Source organism: Acidaminococcus intestini DSM 21505 (assembly GCF_000425045.1).
Taxonomy (GTDB): Bacteria; Bacillota; Negativicutes; order Acidaminococcales; family Acidaminococcaceae; genus Acidaminococcus; species Acidaminococcus intestini.
Window position 1 is genome coordinate 1 of sequence record NZ_AULA01000021.1, and the last position, 24,201, is coordinate 24,201.

The following is a 24,201-nucleotide window of genomic DNA, read 5'->3' on the forward strand; positions in this document are numbered from 1 at the left end:
CGATAGCAATCCTTTGCCAACGGTAATCCTTGATTCTATCGGTCTTCGCATGACAATTAGGGCATTGGACAACAGCTCGATTCAGTTCCATAATAAATTCAATTTGTTGCTCACTGTGGATGCATTTTTTTATTACGTTACCTTTGACATTCAAGGAATTTGCTATATAATCAAATGTGGACATAGGCCATCTTCCTTTCATTTAGGTTTGGCGATTTAATTGTAAGAGTGGATGCCGTCTATGTCCACTTTTTTATGCAAAAATGGGGTGAGGAAAGAATATTTCCTCACCCCAACATTTATTATAGAACCTTTTTTTTCATTTCATACTAAAAATAAAAACGTTGAAAGCTTTTCATAGGGGATGAAAAAATGTTCATGGGAAAAGTCTTGTCCGAATCATGAGCTTTTCAGTATAATATAAAAAAATTTCGAGAAAAACTCATATTTTATTATTTTTCTCAATCGAGGGGGTACAGTATGGACTTCAATTTTGTCGCATTTTTCTTTAATCCCTTGGTCCTCTTATTTTTAACCATGACCTTGGGCAACCTTTTTGGCGAACTGAAGATTGGAAAATTCAAGTTCGGCATTACAGGAACCTTGTTTGTTGGTCTGGTCATTGGCTATTTCCTGACCCAATATGCAGCGGGCGTTCCTAAAGAAAGCCGCTATTTTGCCTCTGCTATGGCTGTCATGCAGGGAAAGGTCATCCCCGGTCCGCTTATGAATCTTGCCCTTCTTGTCTTTATTGTGGGGACGGGTCTTCTTGCTGCCAGTGATATGAAATATGCCTTGACGAAATTTGGCAAGCAGTTTGTTATCCTCGCTATCTTCATTCCCTTTGTCGGAGCTGTTGCTTCCTATGGTTCGAGCCAGCTCCTGCAGGATATGAGCCCTTTCCAGATGACCGGGACCTATACGGGCGCCCTGACAAGTTCCACGGGTCTTGCTGCGGCTACGGAGTCGTCTGACAGCGAGGCTAGACGATTGGGCATGGAATTTGGCAGCCAGCCGGAATCAGCCAGAAAAAAGATCATTGCCATCATCAACAGCGCCCGCGTCCGTGATGCCAAGCTTCGTCATGAATCCGCACCGGCTCCGCTGACGCTGGAAGGGACCCAGTCCCTTTCCCAAGAAGATGTTGAAGTCTTTGTCACGGAGGCAAAGGCCGGCGTTGGCGTGGGACACTCCATCGGTTATCCTTTTGGGGTTCTCTTCTTGATCCTTGCCATTAACCTGATTCCGAAGATCTTTGGCCTTGATGTCGAAGACGAAAAGAAACGGTATTTTGCGCAAAAGGCGCTTGATATCAAGAATGACGCAAGCCTTGTGACGGAAAAACATCAGGAAGTCGCCATGGATTTCATTGGTTTTTCCCTTGCCGCCTTCCTAGGGTATGTGGTCGGGTCCATCCGCATCTACATGGGACCTTTGGGCTGGTTCTCCCTCGGCGCGACGGGCGGCGCTATCCTTGTGGCCTTGGCCTTGGGCGCACTGGGTCAGCTTGGTCCTATCCATTTCCGTATGAACAGCACTGTCCTTGGTAAGATGCGCACGTATTTCCTGTCTGTCTTTCTTGCCGGAACGGGCCTCAACTATGGGTTCCGTGTCGTTGATGCTGTAACGGGTGATGGCTATATGGTGGCTATCATTTCCGCCCTGGTTGCCCTCATTTCCATTCTTGCCGGCTTCCTATTGGGTCATTATGTTTTCCGTATCAATTGGACCCTGCTTTCCGGTGCCATTACGGGCGGCATGACGAGTGCCCCGGGCCTTGGCGCTGCTGTTGATGCCTTGGAGTGTGATGAACCAGCTGTTTCTTATGGGGCTACGCAGCCTCTTGCTACCTTCATCATGGTCATCTTCTCCATTATCATCCACAAACTTCCGCTGTAAGAAAATTGCAATCGCAATACCCCTTACCGAATGCACAACGCGCATTTGGTAAGGGGCATTTCTTATTTTTTACTCGGCGCACAGATCGCGCCGATCTTTCATAGCAGCAGCCCTCTCTTGTTAAATTCCTTATGAATCAGCTTCCTGCACGTAAAAAGCCTTGGATTTGCGTCTAAGTTCAGGGCTTACGTTATGGTTTTCCTCCGTGTTTTGTCCCTCGGGCGGAAAATGCCGTTTCGCCTGACCAAGGCGGGAACCCGAAAGGCGTACGTTGCCTCATCAAAATGAAGCAAGCCTGCCCTTTCGGTGGGGGATAAGACGGATAGTTTTTGCCTGGCGTTTCCATATGAGCGGTCAGCGAGGAATATCTTTCGATGGTCCAAAACCGCTAATCGCAAGACCCCGTCAAAGTGATTCGGCTCACGGACCGTGTTATCGAAAATCTATTCGGCGCCCTGTCCGGAGGACACGGTCAGGCACCGCGCCTTACCGTCCCTTGCTTGACTGCAGAGCCTTGTCTTAGGCAGTCGTTTTGTAAGGCTTTAGCAGCCCAGTACCACAGCCTGCATTCTGCCTGCCCTTGGACAGCCATCCAACAAAAAAGCCCCTGCCATTGCGGCAGAGGCTTTTTGATCCTACCTTATTCTTTTTTGAAGGCTTCTTCGTCAAAGGTTCCCATGATCTTATCCACGACAATGGCGTTTGTCATGGATCCGGATACGTTCAGCATGGTACGGCCCATATCGATGATCGGATCAATGGCAAGGACGGGGGAGATGGAGGAGAAGTAGGCGCCAAGACCAGTCCCACTGAGGGAGACGGAAGCGGCCATGGTCGCTGTACCGGGAACACCCGCAATGCCGATGGACCCTAAGGCAATAACCACTATGCTCATGATAAATAAGGTCAGGTCAAAAGGAATACCGGATACATTGGCAATGTAGACCACAACCAGGCCGGGGAAGACCCCTGCACAGCCCTGCATTCCTGCCGTTGTCCCAAAACTTGCTACCGTATTGGCCGTCGTTGTTGAAACGCCAAGACGATGGGTGAGGGTTTCGACCGTAAGGGGCAGGACGCCCATGGAAGAACGGGAAGTAAAGGCAAGGACAAGGGGACTTTTGGCTTTCTTGAAATAGGTGAGAGGGTTTACCCCAAAAACGGTGAGCAGGAGCGCTTCTGCAGCAAACATAATGGCAAGGCCCAGATACAGCAGGAGGATGAAAAGGCCCATATCCATGACTGCTTTAAGGCCTCTTGTGGCAAGGGTATTTGCCAGCAGGGCAACCACGCCATAAGGCATGAGGCCAATGATAAAATCACAGGCCCATCCCATGATGAGGTGGAGCTCGTCAAAGAGCTTTGTAAAGGCCTCCAGGCTGTTTGTGCCGGTTTTCTTGATGAGCTGGGCAATGCCGCCAATGACAACGCCAAAGATGACGACGGCAATGACATTCGTATCGGCCATGGCCTTGACCGGATTCATCGGAATCAGGGCCCGGAACGTATCGACGACAGGCTTTACGTCACGCATCTTGCTGGCGCCTTCTACAGCGCTTGAGCCGGCACCGAGACCAAAGAGGCTGCCCAGGGACAGTCCAACGATGGCCGCAAGGGCTACCATACCGAGGTTTGTGGCAAGCATGGCGCCAACGAGTTTCTTGAGGTTTGTTCCTTCATTCATATGAAGGATGACGTGGATGATGGAAGTAAGGACCAAGGGGACAACAAGCATACGGATGAGGTCGATGAACCCGCCGCCGACAAGGGAATACCATTTGGTGGCCTCCTTAATAAAGACCACTTTTGTTGGAGCGTCCGGAAATCCGGCGAGGACCTGAATAAAAATCCCTAGGAGGGCACCTGATACGGTGCCAATGGTCACGAGTTTTCCAAAAGAGGTGCCTTTTTTCTCCAAATGATGGATCATGGCGAGAATCAAAAGAAAAACGAGGAGAAGAAAAACGGTGGTGGGGTGACTGATCATGAGAAATTCCTTGAAAAAGTGAAGTTCCATAATGTACGTCCTTTCTGCATAAAATATACTGCGTAAGTATGAATTAATTTGAGAGTATACCCACAGACAGTGAGTTTGTCAATAATAACTCATCAAAAGATCATCTTACAAAGACTGCAGCAGGGGCAGTCCATAAAAAATAGGATAAGAACGGGAAAAACAGACTTTTTAAAAGAAATGGATTTTTTTAAAAAAGGGGTTGCAAAGGGAAAAGACTCATGTTATACTATGCACAGTTAGTAAAGACTAACCAACAGTTCAACACAGTTCTTTTAACCCTCTTTTCTTTCATGTGTATTGGTTAGTTTGAACTAATTACAACTTATTTTCCGCTGACTTCCGCTTCGTTTTCACTCCCCTGGAACGAAGCGGGACGGGCGGATCGGGAGGTACGTATGGAGCGCCTTTTGGAGATGGAACTTGTTCGGCAGTGTGCGCCGACATTGGCTGGACTCAAAGCGGCAAGTCTCTTCCGCTTTGTCTTTCCGCCTTTGGTCAGCCCCTTTGCTTTGATCAGCCGGATTGCCATACGGCTGGCGAAAAGGAACCTTTTCCTCGAAATGCTGAGCTTTGACATGGTAAAGCGAAGCGGCCTTCTGTTCGTATATCGTCCCTGTCACCTTGACCGCATCATGAAGGAGGATGGGGTGCCGGAATTTTTCAGCTCTTTGGGCTATACCGGTTCCCACTGGCAGGATCACCTAACCGAGATTTCCTTACGACTCGCAAAGCGGGCTTCCTTCCCCCATGAAATTGGAGTTCTCCTTGATTATCCCCTGGATGATGTGAAGGCGTACATGGCTTCTCCCAAGGAAAAAGGCCTCTGCTCGGGCTGTTGGAAAGCTTACACCAACCCCGCCCGGGCACGGCACTTTTTTGAAAAATGCCAGAAATGTACCCGTGTTTATTGTGAATGTTATGCCCAAGGCAGCCCGCTGGAACGGCTTCTTGTAGCGTAAGTTTCCCATGGGACCATTTTTGATACCTCAGAATTTGCGAAAGGACGATTGACATGAAAAAAACAGCTGTAATTTATTGGAGCGGAACGGGCAATACGGAAGCAATGGCCAACGCTGTTGCCGAAGGCATGAAAGAAGCGGGTGCTGATGTTTCTGTCATGACAGCCACGGAAGCTGCAAGCCTTGATCCCAGTACCTATGATGGCCTTGCCTTTGGCTGTCCCGCCATGGGAAGCGAAGTTCTTGAAGAAAGTGAATTCCAGCCGATGTGGGATGATGTCAAAGGAAAACTGTCCGGTAAATCCATCGTTCTTTTTGGCTCTTACGGGTGGGGCACCGGTGAATGGATGGACTACTGGAAAGATGATGCTGTCGCAAGCGGAGCTACGCTTGCCGCCGATCCCTTGATCCTCAACGGATCCCCTGATGATGCTGGCCTAACACAGTGTAAGGAGCTTGGGAAAGTTCTGGCATGAGCCTTTCCCCTAAGCTTGTCATAGATTGATCTCCCCTGTACAGCCTTTTTAAGGCACCTTAAGATCTGGAACGTACCTCTCTTCGTTCCAGGTCTTTTTTGTATGCCAAAGACTTTCCATCCTTCTGGTAGATTAAAAATCATATCAATAATAATATTACACAAAATGATAAAGATGTGATATAATCCATCTGTTATTGTATCAACATAGAACTCAAAGTTTTTTCAGTAAAAGATTGCTGACTTGTTGACAAATACATAGTTTAATAGTATGATATGCACATATTGTGAAAGGCAAGGAACGGAACAAGTACCATAGGAAATGGCCGCTAGAGAGACCTGCACACCGGTGCAAGCAGGTTCGGATCCAGTTCTTGTGGGAATGCCTCCGCGAGCTGGATGGCTGAAATAAACAGTAAGCTGTCACGGGGCCCGCCCCGTTACCAAGGACGTAAGACTGGGACCTTTCCCAGTGAATGAGAGTGGAACCACGAACCGTCGTCTCTTAGGAGGCGGGGGTTTTCTTTTTTGGGGAAAAGAGGGAATTTGCCGTGTTCATCCAAAAGAAAAAAGCAGCGGAACGCTGGGGCGGTTTTGTCTGTCCCCCCACGCCAATCATCATCAGGAAGGAGAGAGGAACCCATGATTGAATTCAAGCATCTTAGCAAACGCTTTTCTTCAGCATCAGGCATGATAGATGCCCTTCAGGATGTGAACCTTTCCATTGCAGATGGGGATATCTTTGGTGTCATTGGATTCAGCGGCGCCGGAAAATCGACGCTCCTGCGCATGGTGAACCGCTTGGAGGATCCCACAGAGGGGGAAGTTCTCATCAATGGCGTCAATATCTTGGCGCAAAGCCATGATGAACTGCGGCGCATGAGAAAGAAAATCGGCATGGTTTTCCAGCAGTTCAATCTGTTGGAAAGCCGAACCGTCTATGAAAATGTCGCCCTGCCCCTGATTCTCAACAAAACTGATGCGGTGCAGATGGAGCGGACCGTAACGACACTGCTCCAGTTTGTGGGTCTTTCTGACAAGAAGGATGCCTATCCCAGTCAGCTTTCAGGCGGGCAGAAACAGCGTGTGGGTATTGCGAGGGCGCTTTCGACGAACCCATCCATTCTCTTGTGCGATGAAGCGACAAGTGCCTTGGATCCCGTGGCAACGGAGCAGATCCTGCAGCTCCTAAAACGCATCAATAAGGAGCTGGGCATTACGATCCTTATCGTCACCCACGAGATCGACGTCATCCAAAAGATCTGCAATCGGGTGGCTGTTATGGAATTAGGGCGCGTCGTGGAGCAGGGATCTGTTCTGGATGTTTTTAGCGATCCCCAGAAAGAAATCACGAAACGTTTTGTAAAGACGGTCATCCCCAATGAAGTGCCGCAGTCCGTTCTTGAAAAACTAAAGGCTGAATCAAGGCCCTACCAGCTTCTCCGGGTTCGCTTCCTAGGGGACGAAGCAGCGGAAAACCTATTTTATCATCTCAATCATGATCTGGGCGTTGAAACCAATATCCTTTTTGCCAATGTCTGTGAACTGCAGGGGGAGGCATTGGGACTGTTTATCATTGAAGTCATCAACGAACATGATGGCGTCCCAAAAGCCAAGGCATATTTTGATGAGCATGGTCTTAGTTGGAAGGAGGTTGATGCGTAATGCCGGAACTTGGCGTTTCCAATGCGCAGCTGATCCTGGCAGCCAAACAGACTGCCTACATGGTTTTTGTATCGCTTGCTGCCGGCACAGTCCTTGCCATGATCATGGCTTTTGCCCTGGTACTTACAAGAAGCGACAGCATCCTGCCGAACCGTTTCATCTATGGGATCCTCAATACGATCATCAACACGGTTCGTTCCGTTCCGTTCATCATCCTCATGGTCTTTATCATGCCCCTGACCAAGATGGTTGTTGGAACAAGGATTGGGACAACAGCTGCTTTGGTGCCTCTTGTCATCTTCATTGCACCTTATCTCACGCGTCTTTTTGAAAACTCCCTGCTTGATGTCGATCGAGGCATCATTGAAGCCGCTCAGGCGATGGGAGCATCCTATTTTGAAATCATTTGGTATTTTCTCCTGCCGGAAGCAAAAGGATCCCTCATCCTTTCCATTACGACAGGGACAATCGGCCTTTTAGGGGCCACGGCCATGGCCGGTGCAATTGGAGCCGGCGGCGTCGGGGATCTGGCCTTGACGTATGGCTATGAACGGATGAATACACCGCTCATGTTTCTAACGGTAGTCATCCTCATTATCTTTGTGCAGATCATCCAAACCGTGGGCAACCATTTTGCCTTTAAATCAAGAAATCATGAATAGGGAGGAATCATCATGAATCTTACGAAGTGGAAAAAAACGCTGGGTGCAGCCCTTGCCGTCCTTGTCTTTGCCGGTCTGGCCGCAGGCTGCGGCAGCGATAAGAAACAAGCCGCGGATAAGAAGGAACTGACCTTCAGTAAATCCCAGGGACCGTACAGCGACCTTTTTGAAAAAGGGGTCAAGCCCATCTTGGAGAAAAAAGGCTATAAGATTACGGGCAAGGATATGAGTGACCTGCTCCAGGCGGATATCGCCCTCAATGAAGGGGAAGTGGACTTTAATGTCGAGCAGCATACGGCTTATATGGAAAACTTCAATAAGAAGCAGGGGGGTCATCTTGTTGCCCTGACCCCAATCCCGACGGTGCCGGCTGGAATCTACGCAGGCAGTAAGACAAGCCTTGACCAGGTTGCGGATGGAGATACCATTGCGGTCCCTAATGACGCTTCCAATACGGCCCGTGCCTATGCCCTGCTCCAGAAGGCCGGCTGGATCAAATTGGATCCGAAAAAGGATCTTGCGACGGTCACCCAGCAGGATATTGTGGAAAATCCCCATCACCTGAAATTTACGGAAATGAAATCCCTCAATATTCCTTCCGTCCGTACTGATTTTGCCTATATTGTCATCACCGGGTCCATCGTCTATAATGCCAAAATCGATCCCAGTACGGCCCTTTTGAAGGAAACCATCCTGCCGCACCTCCTGCTCCAGCTCGTTGTGAGCGACAAGAACAAAGATGCCCAGTGGGCTAAGGACATTGCTGCAGCCTACAAGTCCCCAGAATTTGCTGAATATATGAAGAAGAACAATACGGGACTGTGGTTTGACCCGAACAATGAAAAGAAATAAAGAAAAGATGAAGGAGGCTGTTGCGCAGGCAATGGCCTCTTTTTTAGGGAAAGGAGCCTTCCTATGAATGCGAACCTAAGCCGGGCCCAACAGGCCTTTAAGGAACTCGTCACCCTGCGACGTGACTTTCATGCCCATCCGGAACTATCTTGGAAAGAAAGGCGGACACAGCAAAAAATCCTCGAATATCTGGATAAATGGGGGATTCCTGCCGTCGTTTCAACAGGAACCGGGGTGATTGCCACGCTAGAAGGCGCAAGGAACAAGGATGTCGTCCTTGGCATCAGGGCTGATATTGACGCCCTCCCCCTAACGGAAGCCGCCCATCCGCCTTACGTGTCGCAAAATCAAGGATGCATGCACGCCTGCGGTCATGATACGCATATTGCCATGCTCCTTGTGACGGCCCGTCTCCTTGCGGAAAAAAAGGATGACCTTCCCCTGACCGTGCGGTTCCTCTTTCAGCCAGCCGAGGAATATATCGCCGACAGCGGCGCCCTTCATATGAAAGAGGATCCTCTTGTAAAAGCGATTACCCGCATGATTGCCATCCATATCCAAGGCATGCTGCCCTATGGGATGGCTAATCTTCAGGAAGGACCCATCATGGCGGCGTCCGATACCTTCGATATTTTCATCAAAGGCAGGGGTGGTCATGGGGCCCATCCGGAAGAAGCCATAGACCCTATAGCGGCTGGTGTTGCCTACTATAATGCTGTCCAGACCTTGGTGAGCAGGGAAACCAAGGCCCTTGATGCTGCCGTCATTGGCATTACGTCTTTCCAAAGCGGTGAGACGAGTAATGTCATCCCCGAAACGGCCCGTCTTATGGGAACCTGCCGTACCTTCAGCCCTACTCTTAGGGAACGTTTCCCTAAGCAGCTGGAACGGCTCGCCCGTGGAATCGGGGAGGCGACACGTACGACCATTGAAGCTTGTTATCATTATGGAACGCCGGTCATGGTGAACGATCCGTCTGTCACGCAGACAGGTCTTGCGGCAGCGGCTGCAATCTTTGGGCGGGACAAGGTCATTACGGAAGAACCTCGGATGGGCGGTGAGGATTTTGCCAAATATGACGCGCCTAAGGCGATGCTTTGCCTAGGTGGTGGGTTTGAGGATGAAAAGAGGCGCAAAGCTCAGCACAACCCTCAGTTTGATATTGATGAACGGGCCCTGCCCCTAGGTGTGGCCTATTTTCTGGAGTATGTGGATGAGTATGGCAGAAAGCTTGATGGGACTGCCATCTAGTAGGAGGCGGCCGACTTTCATGATATAATAAAAAGAAAAACCAGAGGTGGAATCATGGAAGACCTGAAACTGAAAAACAAGATCGATGCCTATATTGATGCCCATCAAGCGGATTATGTCAGTCTTCTTTTTGCGATCGCGTCCCTGCCGTCACCGACGGGAAACGAAGCAAAAAAAGCAGCCTTTATCCTCAAGACGTTGAAGGACATGGGGGCAGAGACTGCCCATCTCGATGCGGTTGGGAATGTGGTCTATCCCTACCAGCTGGAAAAAGCCAAGGAAAAACCCCTTCTCTACACAGCTCATATGGATACGGTCTTTGAAGGCGTAGATGAGATTGTGCCTGAAATCGACGGTCATATCATGAAGGCCCCCTCCATCGGCGATAATAGTTCCAATGTGGCGGCCCTCCTTTTTCTCATCAGGATGTTCCATGAGCTTAAGCTGCAGGTTCCTGCCATCTTTTGTTTCAACGTTGGGGAGGAAGGCTTGGGCAATCTTCGAGGTGCCCATCATCTGATGGAAACCTGGCAGGAGAAGATCCGCGCTTTCATTGCCGTTGATGGAGATAGTGAACGCTTTGTCAATGAAGCCGTCGGCTCCCATCGCTATGCCGTCCATGTCGTGACGCCCGGCGGTCATAGCTTTGCCAATTTTGGTGAGAAGAACGCAATTGCAGCAGCAAGTGCCATTATTGAGGAATTCTATGGCCTGCGCGTTCCCCATACGCCGAAGACAACGTATAACGTGGGTACCATCCAAGGGGGACGCACGGTCAATGCCATTGCGGCGGATGTGGAATTTACCGTCGATATGCGCTCTGTTTCCATGACGGAACTCCAAAAGTTGGACGCAGCCTTTATGGACATCCTGAAGCGTCATGAGGCAACGGACGTCACTCTTGAAACCCTGCTCCTGGGCAAGCGCCCCTGTGGTGACGGGCCCCTTCGGGATGAAATCTACGAACGGATCATGCGCATCCGCCGCCGGGAAGGAAAAATGACGAAATGGGCGGCAAGTTCGACCGATGCCAACATTGCCCTTTCCCGAGGACTGCCGGCCATGGCCTTTGGTGTGGGCCACGAAAAAGGCGTCCATACCTTGGATGAGGAACTGGATCTATCGAGCCTTGCGCCGGGCCTCAAACAGCTCGCGTCCTTTATCCTTGATATCTAAATTGTAACGAATGATACAGGGTGTAACAAGGTGCGCTCCGATTCTCGTTGTTTTTGCTTTTTTTGTTGACAAGAAGGAAAACAGGGCGTATGATGACACCATCAATTAAATAACCCTATCAGAAACCAGTGATGTGGAGATAACGTCAGAAGATGTGCGCAAAGAGAGTCCGGGACGGTGGAATCCGGATCGTGGCAGTCTGGCAAATGGACCACTGAGGGTGCGTAGAAATCTTCGGAGAGTATGGCGCAACGTGCCAGCCGCGTTAAGGCTGAGGAATGTGTTGGCATTCTGCAATGAGGTGCACGGCTTTTGCTGTGCAGCAAGGTGGTACCGCAGGTCTTTCGCCTGTCCTTGTAAGAGGACAGGCGTTTTTGTTTTATCAGGACCTTTTGGGCGGGTATCTGGCGTTTGTCAACCAGATGCCCGCTGTTTTTTATGTGAAGGAGGAAATCATCGTGAAAGAGACAAGTTTGACTGAGGCAAGATGCCTTGCTGAAAGTGGGGGCGCCGTCCCCATCGTCCGGCAGCTTTTGGCGGACATGGTGACGCCCCTGGGGCTCATGAGTCTTATCCGAAAGGACCATGACCGCTATTTTCTCCTTGAAAGCCTGGAGGGCATCGATGCTCGGGGCCGCTACTCCTTTATCGGCTATGACCCGCTGCTGCGCCTGTCGGCCAAGGATTTTGCCGTTACTGTGGAAACCCGTAAGGGCACTCAAAAAAGCGGCAAGGCGCCCCTTGACCTCATCCGGAACTATCTGAAGGAATATCAGAATCCGAAGGTCCCTGGCCTGCCGCCTTTTACAGGAGGCTTTGTGGGGTACTTTTCCTACGATTTCATTCAGTACTGTGAACCGAGCCTGCGCTTTGATCCGAAAAAAGCCACGGATTTTCCCGATTTTGACCTCCTGCTCTTTGATAAGGTCATCGTCTTTGATGCTTTTAAACAGACTCTCTTTCTCATTGTAAACGCCAAGGCTGACGCAATCGACGAGACGTACAAGAAGGCCATAAGGGACCTTGATGCCATGGAAGCCCTCGTGAAAACCCCTGTCCTAGCGCCTCAGGAAGGAACAGCCCACTTGGGACCCATTTCTTCCAATCAGACGCGGGAACTGTACAACGAAAACATCGCCCGCATCAAGCACTTCATCCGTGAAGGCGACATTTTCCAAGCCGTTTATTCCCAGTGCTTTTCTGCTTCCTATGATAAGGACCTCTTTTCCTTTTACCGCGTCCTTAGACGGACCAACCCCTCCCAGTACATGATGCTCATGAAGCTGGGAGATACGGAAATTGCAGGCTCCTCACCGGAAACACTCATCCGTCTTGAAGGGCGCACCATTACGAGCATGCCCATTGCAGGGACGCGGCGCCGAGGAAGGACGGAGAAAGAGGACAAGGCGCTGGAAGAGGATCTGACACACGATGCGAAGGAACTGGCCGAACATAATATGCTCGTTGACCTTGCCCGCAATGATGTGGGGAAGGTGAGTGAATTTGGCAGCGTCAAGGTTCATGACCTGCATCATGTCAAACGTTTCTCCCATGTCATGCATCTGACAAGCCGTGTGACAGGACGGCTCAAAGAGGGTCTTGACGCCATTGATACGCTCTGTGCGGCCCTTCCGGCAGGGACCTTATCCGGAGCTCCGAAAATCCGGGCTTGTGAGATCTTGGACGGTCTTGAACCGCGGCGCCGCGGTCCTTATGGCGGCGGTATCGGTTATCTTGATTTTTCAGGGAATATGGATATCTGCATCACCATCCGGACAGCCGTCAAACGGGGAGATATCGTTTATTTCCAATCGGGCGGCGGTATTGTGGCAGATTCCGTAACGGAAAATGAATTCCAGGAAACCCTCAACAAATCAGGCGCTGTAAAAGACGCACTTATGAAAACAATGGAGGCAGAATGATGATCCTAATCATAGATAACTACGATAGTTTCACGTATAACCTCTACCAAGCGGTAGGAACCCTGACCCCTTCCGTTCAGGTTGTACGGAATGATTCCCTGACTGTTTCCGAGGCAGCTGCTCTTCAGCCCCAGGCCATCATCCTTTCCCCTGGACCGGGAAAACCAAAAGAGGCCGGCATAACAGAAGCTGTCCTTGAGGAACTGAAAGGACAGGTCCCTATCCTAGGGGTCTGCTTGGGTCATCAGGCCATGGGAGAAGTCTTTGGCGGGACCGTGACCCTGGCTCCGCATCTTGTCCACGGAAAGGCGGACGACATCAAACTTGACCGCTCCTGTCCGCTTTTTAAGAATCTTCCGCCCGTCATCAAGGGAGCCCGTTATCATTCCCTAATTGTGGAAAGGGATAGCCTTCCACCGGAACTCCTAGTCACTGCGGAGACTTACGCTGGAGAAATCATGGGGCTGCGTCATAGGGATTATGAAATCTACGGACTTCAATTTCATCCCGAATCCATCATGACGCCCATGGGCGCCAGCATCATCGAAAATTTTCTGCGCCATGTCGGTGCGCTTTCCTAAGGAGGTTATATTATGATTAAGGAAGCCATCATTAAATTAGTGGGAAAAGGGGACCTAACTTACGAAGAGGCCCGTACCGTCATGCTTGAAATCATGGGCGGGAAGACGACGCCAACACAGAACGCCGCGTTTTTGGCAGCTCTTTCTACAAAGAGCACGAAAGCAGAGACCATTGATGAAATCTCCGGCTGTGCCGAAGCCATGCGAAGCCTGGCAACTCCGGTCCCCCATCCGGGGATGGAAGTCCTCGAGATTGTTGGAACCGGCGGGGACGGGGCCCATTCCTTCAATATTTCAACGACGTCAGCCATGGTTCTTGCTGCAGGCGGCGTGAAAGTAGCAAAACACGGCAATCGGGCTGCTTCTTCGCTGTGCGGCACAGCCGATTGCCTTGAGGCCTTGGGTGTCAAGATTGACATGACGGCGGAAAAGGCCCTTTCCATGCTGCAAAAGACGAACTTCTGCTTTCTCTTTGCCCAAAAATATCATAGTGCCATGAAATATGTAGGCCCCATCCGTAAGGAACTGGGATTCCGCACGGTCTTCAATATCCTGGGCCCCCTTACGAACCCGGCAAAGCCGGAAATGTTCCTTCTCGGTGTTTATGATGAATACCTTGTCGAACCGATTGCCAAGGTCCTTGCAAGTCTTGGCGTAAGACGCGGCATCGTCGCATATGGCAGGGAAAAACTGGATGAAATATCCCCAAATGGCCCGACCGTCATCTGTGAAATCAGGGATGGCTATTATCGCTCTTCCCTCATTCGTCCCGAGGATTTTGGCCTTGTGCCCGGCACGAAGAAAGACCTCCTTGGCGGGACGCCGGAAGAAAATGCCCGGGTTACGCGCGATATCCTTAGCGGCAGGATAGGGGGTACGAAACGCAATGCCGTACTCCTCAATGCCGGCGCAGCCTTCTTTGTGGCTCAAAAAGCAGAATCCATCAAGGAAGGGATCACCCTTGCAGCCTCCCTGATCAATAGCGGAAAGGCCCTTACGGCCCTTGAAAACATCATCAAGGAAAGTCAGCAGTAAAGGAGACCGCCATGATTCTTGATACCCTTGCTGACGCGGCCCGGGAACGGACGAGGGCGCGTCAAAAGAAAATCAGCTTTGCCAAGATGCGTCATCTGGCAGAATCCCTTCCCCAAAAACGGGCGGGATGCTTTCAAAAGGCACTGCAGGCCCCGGGTCTTCACATCATTGCGGAAGTAAAAAAAGCGTCTCCGTCAAAGGGACTGATTGCTCCGTTCTTCCCCTATGAAACCATTGCCGAGACCTACGAAAAAAGCGGCGCTTCTGCTATTTCTGTCCTGACGGAACCGACTCGGTTCTTGGGAAAGGATGCCTATCTTGAAGCTATCCGACGCCGCGTCAAGGTACCTATTTTGCGCAAGGATTTTACCGTCGATCCCTACATGGTGTATGAGGCACGCTGCCTTGGTGCGGATGCGGTCCTTCTGATTGCCGCTCTCTTATCGGATAGGGAGCTGTCCGAATACAGACAGATGGCGGAGAGCCTTGGCATGGATGCCCTTGTCGAAGCCCATGACGAAAGGGAAGTGACGCGGGCTCTTAAGAGCGGGGCTAAAATCCTTGGTGTCAATAACCGGAATCTTAAGGATTTTACTGTCGATGTGGGAAACAGTCTTCGTCTGCGGCCCCTTGTTCCACCGGAAATCCCTTTCATCGCGGAAAGCGGGATCCATGATGGAGCGGCTGTTAAGCTCCTTGCAGAGCATGGTGTCAGCGGTGTTCTCATTGGGGAACTCCTCATGAGGAGTCCTTCCATTGAGGCCAAGATGAAGGAACTTTTGGAGGCGGCATCATGACCGTCATCAAGATTTGCGGTCTTCGCCGTCTTGAGGATGCCGTCATCTTGAACCGGGAAAAGGTGGACGCGGCTGGGTTTGTCTTTTATCCTCCAAGCCGCCGATTTGTAAGGCCGGAGCTTGCTGGGAAAATCAAAAAGCTCCTCTACCCGTCGATAAGGACTGTCGGCGTCTTTGTCAAGGAAGACCCTGAAAGGGTAGTCGCCCTTCATGAAGCGGGCATCATCGATATGGCCCAGCTTCACGGGGATGAATCCCCCGATGACCTTGCTTTCCTCCGCAGCCTGACTGATATGCCCCTTATCAAGGCCATCCGTGTAAGAAGCCGGGAGAGCCTCCAAAACCTTGACCAATATGATTGTGACTATTTTCTCCTTGATGCCTTTACAAAAGACTACGGGGGAAAGGGCAAACGCTTCGATTTGTCCCTGCTTGAGGGGATAACGATGCCCAAACCTTTTTTTCTTGCCGGCGGGCTTACGGCAGGCAATGTAGCAGCCCTTATGACAAGTGTCCACCCTTACGGGGTTGATGTCAGCAGTGCGGTAGAAACGGATGGCATCAAGGATGCTAAAAAGATTCATGCTTTTATCAAAGCAGTCAGAAGAAAGGATGAAGAAGATGAGTAATGGAAGATATGGAACCCACGGCGGGCAGTATGTACCGGAAACCCTGATGAATGCTGTCCTGGAACTCCAGAAAGCGTACGAAACCTATAAGAAAGATCCCCAGTTCATCAAGGAATTGCAGCAGCTCTATCATGACTACGCCAATCGGCCGAGTCTCCTTTACTATGCGGAACGGATGACCCAGGACCTTGGCGGCGCCAAGATCTATCTCAAACGGGAAGACCTGAACCATACGGGGGCCCACAAGATCAATAATGCTTTGGGCCAGTGCCTCCTTGCAAAGAAAATGGGCAAAAAGCGCATCATTGCGGAAACGGGCGCCGGTCAGCACGGCGTGGCAACCGCTACGGTCGCTGCTTTATTGGGCCTTGAATGTGTGGTCTACATGGGAAAGCTGGATACGGAGCGTCAGGCCCTCAACGTGTATCGCATGAAACTGCTTGGTGCTGATGTCGTTCCCGTTGAAACAGGGACAAAGAGCCTCAAGGACGCCGTCAACGAAGCCCTGCGAGAGTGGAGTGCTCGCTGCGAAGACACGGCTTACTGCATTGGCTCTGTCATGGGGCCCCATCCCTATCCCATGATGGTCCGCGATTTCCAAAAAGTCATTGGCGAGGAAGTGCGCCAGCAGATGCTGGAAAAAGAGGGGCGCCTGCCCGACGTGGCCATGGCCTGCGTAGGCGGCGGCAGCAATGCCATGGGGCTTTTTTATGATTTTATCCCCGATCCGTCGGTCCAGCTCATCGGGGTGGAGGCGGCTGGACGCGGCATCGATACGGCTGAAACGGCAGCGACCATTTCCTGCGGCCGGCCAGGTATCTTCCATGGCATGGAATCCTATTTCCTGCAGGATGATGACGGCCAAATTGCACCGGTTTATTCCATCTCCGCTGGTCTTGATTATCCGGGCATTGGACCGGAACACGCCCATCTTTACGATACAGGGCGCGCCCAGTATGTTGCTATTACAGACGATGAAGCGGTTGCTGCCTTTGAATACCTGTCCCGCATGGAGGGCGTCATCCCAGCTATTGAAAGTGCCCATGCCGTGGCCTACGCTATGAAATTGGCACCGACCCTTCCTAAGGACAAAATCATCGTCATTTGCTTATCGGGCCGCGGAGATAAGGACGTTGCGGCCATTGCCAGATATAAGGGGGTTGATCTCCATGACTAGACTAACCGATGCATTCAAGAATAAAAAAGCCTTCATTCCTTTTGTGACCGCCGGTGACCCGGACCTATCCACGACGGAAGCCCTCATTTATGCCATGGAAGAAGCAGGGGCCAGTGTCATTGAGCTGGGAATCCCTTTCAGTGATCCCGTTGCGGAAGGGCCTGTGATCCAAGAAGCGGATAACCGTGCTCTTGCCGCGGGCTTCCGCATTGATGCCCTTTTCGATCTGCTTGAAAAGGTACGGGAAAAGACAGAGATCCCCCTTGTATTTTTGACCTATGCCAATCCGATCTTTACCTACGGACGTGAGGCTTTCTTTACGCGCTGTGCCAAGGCCAGCATTGACGGCGTCATTGTACCGGACGTCCCCTTTGAGGAAAGGGCAACTCTGCTGCCGTTTGCCCGGGAAAAGGGGATTGCGCTCATTTCCCTGATTGCGCCAACTTCTCATGAGCGCGTTCAGATGCTTGCCCGTGAAGCAGAAGGCTATATCTACCTCGTTTCCAGTATGGGAGTTACAGGTGTTCGGGAGAAAATCACGACTGACCTAAAGGAAATTGTTGAAAAGATCCGGGAAGTATCAAACCAGCCTGTTGCTGTTGGCTTTGGGATTGCTCGCCCCGAACAGGCGGCGCAAATGGCGGACATCAGTGATGGGGCCATCGTGGGGAGCGCCATCGTAAAACTTGTGGCAAAGTACGGCAAAACGGCCGTCGGACCTGTTCGCGATTATGTCCTTTCCATGGTGGAAGCGGTCAGGGTGTGAGGGGCATGGAAGGAGGAAAGCCCCCTCCTTCTTTTTGGATTTAAGATAAAATAAGAAAATAGGAAAAAATCTGAAAATAGTCTTGCACATTGTATACAAAGATGCTATAATGCATTCGTAAGTTAAATTTACCCCTCATTTGGCCCTTGTTTTTCAAGGGCTATTTTTTTGCGCTTTTGAGGAAAATCAAGAAAAAATGGAGGGAAATCGCTCCCATGAAGCAATGGAGTGGGTGAAAAAAGTGATTTTCTTTGAATTAAAGAAATTGTGAAAAAATATTGACCTAAAAAATATGAAAAAGTATAATAACGGTACAACGGAATTTATCATGTCTGTAAAAAATAGACATTTGTGTTTTGTGGAGAGAAATTCCACGTGGCCTTGTGCCTGGAACGGCTGCCCCTTCCCAGACCCTTTCCCGCGTTTTTTATAATCATAGCTGCTTTTTTGTCCTCATGTTCGCTGTTTGGAAAGGAGAAGGAATCCTTATGGAAGATCAATCATTCCACCCTTACATTCCCGCTGACCGCGTTGCTCCGGAAATGACGGCCGTTTCCGTCTTATTGGGGGCCGTGCTTGCGATTGTCTTTGGCGCGGCTAATGCTTATTTGGGACTTCGTGTAGGCATGACCATCTCAGCTTCGATTCCGGCCGCTGTACTCAGTATGGGCCTCACTCGGTTCATCCTGAAACGGGATTCCATTTTGGAAAACAATATGGTCCAAACCATTGGCTCAGCCGGTGAATCGGTTGCAGCTGGTGCCATTTTCACTTTGCCTGCCCTTTTTATGTGGGCTCAGGAAGGCCTCGTTGCTGAGCCTTCCATGCTTGAAATTGGCCTGATTGCCCTATTTGGCGGTGTCCTCGGAATCTTGTTCATGATTCCCTTGCGCCGCGCCCTGATTGTCAAGGAACATGGCGTCCTTGCCTATCCAGAAGGCCAGGCCTGTGCGGAAGTCCTCATTGCTGGGGAAGAAGGCGGCACCAAGGCGTCCACCGTTTTTGCCGGCCTTGGGATTGCAGCCTTCTATAAGTTCATTGCCGATGGCTTCAAGTGGTTTCCCAGCGAGGTCCATACGGAAGTCCCAGGGTATAAAGGAGCAGGCTTTGGCCTTGATATCCTGCCAGCCCTAGCCGGTGTGGGGTATATTTGCGGCTTTAAGGTTTCGTCCTACATGTTTGCTGGCGGCGTGCTGGCCTGGTTTGTCATCATGCCGATGATTGCCGTATTTGGCGGCAGCGCAGTGCTTTTCCCTGCCAAGGTGACCGTGACGGAGCTATTTGCCGAGGGCGGTTCCTTTGCCCTGTGGAGCACCTATATCCGTTATATTGGGGCCGGTGCGGTCTTAACGGGCGGACTCATTGGGCTTTTGGAATCACTGCCCCTTATCATCCGAACCTTCCACGATGCGTTAGGTGACTTTGGACAGAATGGGGCATCAACCCTGCGTACGGAACAGGACCTGTCCATGAAGACCTTGATTGGAGGAATTCTCTTCATCATTGCTGCCTTGTGGGCCCTTCCCATGATTCCTCTCAATGCTTTTGGAGCTCTGCTGGTTGCTGTTTTTGGCTTTTTCTTTGCAACCGTCTCTTCCCGCATGGTCGGGCTGATCGGATCGTCCAACAACCCTGTTTCCGGAATGGCCATTGCTACCCTCCTGGTTTCCACCTTACTGCTCAAGAATACGGGCAATGACGGTGCCATGGGAATGGTCACGGCCATTTCCATCGGCGGCATCATCTGTGTCGTGGCTGCCATTGCCGGGGATATTTCCCAAGACCTCAAAACGGGTTTTCTTGTGGGTGCAACGCCTAAGAAGCAGCAGATTGGAGAAATCCTAGGGGTTATTTGTTCAGCCATTGCCATTGGCAGCATCATGTATCTGTTGAATTCTGCCTGGGGCTATGGTTCTGCTGAGCTGCCCGCTCCGCAGGCCATGCTCATGAAAATGGTGGTTGAAGGTGTCATGCTGGGGAACCTGCCTTGGAATCTCGTCCTTATCGGTGTATTCCTTTCCCTTGCCATGTGGATCCTTGGTATCCCTGTTCTGGCAGTGGCCATTGGAGTTTACCTTCCCATCCATCTGTCGGCTCCCATTATGGTGGGCGGGCTGCTGCGCCGGTATATGGAATCCCGTAACTTTGCTGATGCCGCGGAAAGAACAAATTGTGTTCAGTCCGGCGTACTCTATAGTTCCGGTCTGATTGCCGGGGAAGGCCTGATCGGAATCTTGCTCGCCATCCTTGCCGTCATGGATTTGGACCTTGATATGTCAAAAACCATCAATCTGGGGAATGTGGGAGGCCTTGTCGTCTTTGCCCTTCTTGTGGCGACCATCTACGCAGCTTGCCAGAAGGGCCGGAAATCCCGTCCCTAATCCTGTCTGTAGGGTGTCAGGCTGCAGATTACAGAAACCAATCCCTTGATTTTGGAGAAAGCACATGAAAAAGGAAAAAGAAAACTACTTGGACCGGATTCCTTGCCATACCAGCGGGTATCGATGGACCCGGGATGAAGGGGGCCTTGTTACGATTCATGTCGTGCATCGTGGCTTTTTCGCCCGCTTGGCCCAGGATTTTTTTAACCGGCCTTCTGTTAGCCATATTGACCTTGATGCGTTTGGCAGTGCCCTTTGGCTAAGCATGGATGGGAAAAAGAACGTCGGGGACCTTGCTCAGATGATGGAAAGCCGGTTTGGGAAGCAGGTTTATCCTCTTTATGAGCGCTTGATCGTTTTTTTGCAGATGTTGGTCCAGCAGCAATTCATTACGTGGAAAAAAATCTGATTGGCTCTTGCTTCAGTTTGCGTCTGAAGGCTAGAAAAAGACACGGGGCGCTCCTTAAAAGGCGGCTCCCTGCACTCAAATGGGAAATCTTGTTCTTTTGGGAAAGGCTGCAGGCTTTTCTTTGGCCCTTCCCGCCAGCAGAGCAGCTGCTTTTTGATAGAAACCGGATATCGCTTTTTCCAGCTGAATCTTTTATGTAGGAATGACCCTCATGGCGTCTTAAAAACAGCCCTTCTATCTTTTGCTGGATAGGGGATTGGGACGACAGGGGGCCTTTCTTTTGTTATCGGCACACAGTGCCTGACTGCGATGGAAAAACATCAGGTAGATTCTGAATTGTAAATGATTTGACATTCCGCCCTCATATGACTATGATAGAAAACGCTCTTGAATTAATCATAATTTAAGGTAAAGTCTATTCAAAATAGACGGAAAGAAGAAATGTAAAGGAGAATGAGAGTTTATGTCAAATGAGAAAGTCAAGTCATTTCGCCCTTTTGGGCTCACCTGGCCCCTTTGCTTAGGGTTTATTGTTATCATTTTTGCTGGGGTATGGACTGGATCCTTGACGACAGACCTTGCCGGCGGTTTTGCCTTGACGCTTGCCATGGGTATTGTTTTCAATGAAATCGGGGAACGGATTCCCTTCTGGAATTCTTACGTAGGGGGCGGGCTTGTCCTGTCGTTCCTGGCATCGGCCTATTTGTTTACCAACCATCTGATTCCCGAACAATATGCGAAATCCGTTTCCTACTTGATGAATGAATCAGACTTTCTGAGCTTTTTTATCGTCTTTTTGATCTGCGGTTCCATTTTGGGGCTGGAAAAGAAATTGCTCATTAAATCTTTTGCCGGCTATCTTCCCGCTATCTTCGGCGGCCTTATCGGCGCCGCTTGTTTAGGCATTGTAGGGGGCTTTTTCTTTGGCATCTCTCCATCCATGATTGTCCTCAACTACGTGCTTCCCATCATGGGCGGCGGCAATGGCGCAGGGGCTGTACCGCTTTCCCAGATCTATGAAAGCGTGACCGGTCATAAGGCTTCTGATTATTATGCATTTGCCATTACGGTCCTTACCATTGCCAATATCTTTGCCATCCTTTCGGCTGCCGTATTGGATCAAATCGGCCGCAAACATCCTTCCTGGACGGGTGACGGATCAACCTTGATCCGGAAGGGCCTTGATATCGAAGCGGAAAAAAATGATGCCGTACCTTCCATCAAGGAAATCGGCGGGGCTTTCTTTATGGCCATCAGCCTGTATGCAGCTGGCACCCTCCTTGGTAAATCCCTTTTGCCAACGGTCTTTGGGGTGGCCATCCATCCTTTTGCTTGGATGATTGTCGTTGTGACAATCCTGGCCATGCTTGGCTGGGTTCCCCAAGAGACCAAGGCCGCTGCAAAACGCCTGCAGTCTTTCATGAGCTCCTGCCTTGTTCTGACCATCATGGTCGGCGTTGGGGCGGATACGGACCTCAACCAATTGATGGCGGCCATTACGCTGAGTAACGTCGTCATTTCTTTCCTTATCGTTGTTGGCGCCATTTTGGGTTCTGCCATTGTCGGACAGTGGGTTGGTTTTTATCCGATTGATTCAGCCATCACGGCTGGCCTTTGCATGGCAAACCGCGGCGGATCAGGAGACCTTGCCGTATTGGGGGCCTCCCACCGGATGGGACTGATTGCTTATTCCCAGCTTTCTTCCCGTCTTGGCGGCGGGATTGTCCTCATCTTGGGATCCGTCCTGTTTGGCTCCATGATTGGAAAATAACGGGTTTTGTTGAGCCCTAGGCACCTGGCTTTTGCCGGGTGCCTTCTTCATTTCCCGGGCAGTGTCCTTTTTCCTAGGAAAATGATACAATAGGCAGTATCGACTTGAGTCAATCTATTTTTTGGGAGGCACCGCCATGAAAAAACGCTACTGGGTCATTTTTTGGCTCGCTGCTGTACTGCTCTTATACTACCTCAATGGAACCTTGCCCCTGACAGACAGTGTGGAAGGAAACTATGCCCTTACGGCCAAGGAAATGGTTGTAAGTGGAGACTTTTTATCCCCCCAGATTTATGGCAGGTATTGGTTTGATAAACCAGTTTTTGCCTATTGGATGATTGCCTTGGGCTTTAAACTTTTTGGCTTTACGGAATTTGGGGCTCGTTTTTTCCCTTCTCTTTATGGTCTTTTGGGCCTTTATCTGGTGACTTGGGGCGGCAGGAAACTCTACGGGGAAAAAGTGGGATTCTTCAGTGGTGTCTTTCTGCTCATGACGCTTCAATTTTTTACCATTTCGAAGTCGGTCCTTACAGATGGCATGCTCTTCCTATTTTTGAATGGAGCCCTTCTTTTTTACTACTTGGGCTATAGCACGCCGCAGAAAAAGTATTACTACGGGATGTATGTCTGCGCAGCCCTAGCCACCCTCACCAAGGGCCCTATCGGTTTTTTGCTTCCTGGCCTGATTTTCCTGCTCTTTCTTATCTGGCGCCGGGATTTTGCCTCACTTAAATCGGCAAAACTGGGAAGCGGCATCCTTTTGTTTCTTCTTGTAGGGGCCCCTTGGTATGTGGCCATGGCCATAAAGCATCCAGACTTTCTTTCTGGGTTCATTGGTACGCAGAATTTCCTGCGAGCTACGGTATCGGAGCATCCTCGGGATAACGTCATTTGGTATTATACGGCAGTGAATCTGTTGAATGCATATGCTTGGATTGGCCTGCTGCCAGGGGCGCTGAAGGCCTATTTGTGGAAGGATCACCATCTTGTCCGGCCTTCTGCGCGGGAAGGCTACCTGCTGCTCTGGATTGGGACAATCTTTATTTTCTTCCAGTGCATGGCAACGAAATACATTACCTATACCTATCCCATCTTGATGCCGCTCAGTATTTTTACGGCCTCTTATTTTGTCGAAAAAGGAGAAGCCCTCTCCCTTAAAGGCGTCCTTGGGGGGAACCTCCTTTTTTATGGAGCCTTGGCGGCAGCTGCCTACCATCTGCCGAAACTGGCACCGGGGCTGCTTTCCCATCCAAAGGATATCTTTTACTTTGTCAGCATCTTCTTAGGCTGCTTTTTGGTCCTTTCCATCCACCGCTTCCGAGGTAAATCTGTACGGGAAGTGATGACCATGACCATTCTTTTGACTTATCTTTTCTTCTTCTGCATTACCAAGATGCTGGCCCTGCCGCTTATGAGCGGAGTGACCGGAAAATGGGTGGGACTTTATATCAATACCATGATTCCCGAAAATGTGCCTATTTACGTACGGGGCGGCGGATATCCAACGTCGACATGGTTCTATACGGATCGGACCCTGACCATGCTTGTTCCAGATGAGCAGACGGAAGCCTTTGCTCCCAAGGATTACAGCTGGTCGGCCAAGAATATCATGCCATGGACCACGTACAGCAAGGTCCAGAATGTACCTGAAGCGGTCGTGCTCGTTGACACGAATACACGGAAAATCAAGACGAAACTCGAAGAAGATTGGCCCGGTGCATGGGAAAAAATCAAGTTCTATGGCCAATGGACCATGATGATCAAACATCGCTAGGAG

The 24,201-nt window shown here is 50.4% G+C and carries 20 protein-coding genes, 1 pseudogene and 1 other annotated feature; of the genes and pseudogenes, 19 read left to right on the plus strand and 2 right to left on the minus strand.

Annotated elements, in window-relative coordinates; all coding sequences use genetic code 11:
- Nucleotides 1-184, minus strand: a pseudogene (locus tag H503_RS12570) (ISL3 family transposase); the annotation flags it as partial.
- A gap of 296 nt (nt 185-480) precedes the next feature.
- On the opposite strand from H503_RS12570, the gene H503_RS0107410 reads away from it, so the two are divergent.
- Nucleotides 481-1,899: an aspartate-alanine antiporter-like transporter gene (locus H503_RS0107410; RefSeq protein WP_009015426.1), complete on the plus strand. Its 1,419-nt coding sequence runs from the start codon at nt 481-483 to the stop codon at nt 1,897-1,899.
- A 640-nt stretch (nt 1,900-2,539) separates the two neighbouring features.
- Here H503_RS0107410 and H503_RS0107415 read toward each other — a convergent pair.
- Nucleotides 2,540-3,916, minus strand: coding sequence for a cation:dicarboxylate symporter family transporter (locus H503_RS0107415; RefSeq protein WP_009015425.1), 1,377 nt, complete (start codon nt 3,914-3,916; stop codon nt 2,540-2,542).
- Between the two features lie 395 nt (nt 3,917-4,311).
- Here H503_RS0107415 and H503_RS0107420 point away from each other — a divergent pair, with 395 nt between their 5' ends.
- The 18 genes from H503_RS0107420 to H503_RS0107515 all read left to right on the plus strand — a co-directional run bounded on the left by H503_RS0107420 (nt 4,312) and on the right by H503_RS0107515 (nt 24,198).
- A complete protein-coding gene (locus H503_RS0107420) occupies nt 4,312-4,875 on the plus strand; it encodes a DUF3793 family protein (RefSeq protein ID WP_009015424.1) in 564 nt (187 codons plus the stop codon).
- Nucleotides 4,876-4,928: 53 nt separating this feature from the next.
- Nucleotides 4,929-5,351 (plus strand): flavodoxin, encoded by a 423-nt coding sequence (locus H503_RS0107425; RefSeq protein WP_009015423.1) that lies wholly within the window; start codon nt 4,929-4,931, stop codon nt 5,349-5,351.
- Between the two features lie 287 nt (nt 5,352-5,638).
- Nucleotides 5,639-5,859 (plus strand) — a binding site (T-box leader).
- Between the two features lie 133 nt (nt 5,860-5,992).
- The gene (locus H503_RS0107435) at nt 5,993-7,015 is read left to right on the plus strand and encodes a methionine ABC transporter ATP-binding protein (protein ID WP_009015422.1); all 1,023 of its coding nucleotides are present in this window, start codon (nt 5,993-5,995) and stop codon (nt 7,013-7,015) included.
- Nucleotides 7,015-7,677 carry a methionine ABC transporter permease gene (locus H503_RS0107440; protein ID WP_009015421.1) on the plus strand — a complete coding sequence of 221 codons (663 nt, stop codon included), beginning with the start codon at nt 7,015-7,017 and terminating at the stop codon, nt 7,675-7,677. Before H503_RS0107435 ends, H503_RS0107440 begins: the two co-directional genes overlap by 1 nt.
- A gap of 12 nt (nt 7,678-7,689) precedes the next feature.
- On the plus strand, nt 7,690-8,529 hold the full coding sequence (locus H503_RS0107445; RefSeq protein ID WP_009015420.1) for a MetQ/NlpA family ABC transporter substrate-binding protein: 840 nt from the start codon (nt 7,690-7,692) through the stop codon (nt 8,527-8,529).
- 63 nt (nt 8,530-8,592) lie between these two features.
- On the plus strand, nt 8,593-9,780 hold the full coding sequence (locus tag H503_RS0107455) for a M20 metallopeptidase family protein (RefSeq protein WP_016459980.1): 1,188 nt from the start codon (nt 8,593-8,595) through the stop codon (nt 9,778-9,780).
- A gap of 54 nt (nt 9,781-9,834) precedes the next feature.
- Nucleotides 9,835-10,956, plus strand: a complete 1,122-nt coding sequence (locus H503_RS0107460; protein ID WP_009015418.1) for a M20/M25/M40 family metallo-hydrolase — start codon at nt 9,835-9,837, stop codon at nt 10,954-10,956.
- 317 nt (nt 10,957-11,273) lie between these two features.
- A complete protein-coding gene (gene trpE / locus H503_RS0107465; RefSeq protein ID WP_014129075.1) occupies nt 11,274-12,878 on the plus strand; it encodes an anthranilate synthase component I in 1,605 nt (534 codons plus the stop codon).
- The gene (locus tag H503_RS0107470; RefSeq protein ID WP_016459981.1) at nt 12,878-13,459 is read left to right on the plus strand and encodes an anthranilate synthase component II; all 582 of its coding nucleotides are present in this window, start codon (nt 12,878-12,880) and stop codon (nt 13,457-13,459) included. Before trpE ends, H503_RS0107470 begins: the two co-directional genes overlap by 1 nt.
- A gap of 12 nt (nt 13,460-13,471) precedes the next feature.
- Nucleotides 13,472-14,494 carry an anthranilate phosphoribosyltransferase gene (gene trpD / locus H503_RS0107475; protein ID WP_009015415.1) on the plus strand — a complete coding sequence of 341 codons (1,023 nt, stop codon included), beginning with the start codon at nt 13,472-13,474 and terminating at the stop codon, nt 14,492-14,494.
- A gap of 11 nt (nt 14,495-14,505) precedes the next feature.
- Nucleotides 14,506-15,291 carry an indole-3-glycerol phosphate synthase TrpC gene (trpC, locus tag H503_RS0107480; RefSeq protein ID WP_009015414.1) on the plus strand — a complete coding sequence of 262 codons (786 nt, stop codon included), beginning with the start codon at nt 14,506-14,508 and terminating at the stop codon, nt 15,289-15,291.
- Nucleotides 15,288-15,920 (plus strand): phosphoribosylanthranilate isomerase, encoded by a 633-nt coding sequence (locus H503_RS0107485; RefSeq protein ID WP_009015413.1) that lies wholly within the window; start codon nt 15,288-15,290, stop codon nt 15,918-15,920. Before trpC ends, H503_RS0107485 begins: the two co-directional genes overlap by 4 nt.
- A complete protein-coding gene (gene trpB / locus H503_RS0107490) occupies nt 15,913-17,097 on the plus strand; it encodes a tryptophan synthase subunit beta (RefSeq protein WP_009015412.1) in 1,185 nt (394 codons plus the stop codon). The genes H503_RS0107485 and trpB overlap by 8 nt, the downstream gene beginning before the upstream one ends.
- Nucleotides 17,090-17,863 (plus strand): tryptophan synthase subunit alpha, encoded by a 774-nt coding sequence (gene trpA / locus H503_RS0107495; protein ID WP_009015411.1) that lies wholly within the window; start codon nt 17,090-17,092, stop codon nt 17,861-17,863. The genes trpB and trpA overlap by 8 nt, the downstream gene beginning before the upstream one ends.
- 488 nt (nt 17,864-18,351) lie before the next feature.
- Nucleotides 18,352-20,244: an OPT family oligopeptide transporter gene (locus H503_RS0107500; RefSeq protein ID WP_016459983.1), complete on the plus strand. Its 1,893-nt coding sequence runs from the start codon at nt 18,352-18,354 to the stop codon at nt 20,242-20,244.
- A 64-nt stretch (nt 20,245-20,308) separates the two neighbouring features.
- The gene (locus tag H503_RS0107505; RefSeq protein ID WP_009015409.1) at nt 20,309-20,653 is read left to right on the plus strand and encodes a PqqD family protein; all 345 of its coding nucleotides are present in this window, start codon (nt 20,309-20,311) and stop codon (nt 20,651-20,653) included.
- A 463-nt stretch (nt 20,654-21,116) separates the two neighbouring features.
- Nucleotides 21,117-22,424: a 2-hydroxycarboxylate transporter family protein gene (locus tag H503_RS0107510; RefSeq protein WP_009015408.1), complete on the plus strand. Its 1,308-nt coding sequence runs from the start codon at nt 21,117-21,119 to the stop codon at nt 22,422-22,424.
- Between the two features lie 136 nt (nt 22,425-22,560).
- Complete coding sequence (locus H503_RS0107515; protein ID WP_014129072.1) at nt 22,561-24,198, plus strand: ArnT family glycosyltransferase; 1,638 nt, start codon at nt 22,561-22,563, stop codon at nt 24,196-24,198.
- Nucleotides 24,199-24,201 lie beyond the last annotated feature (3 nt).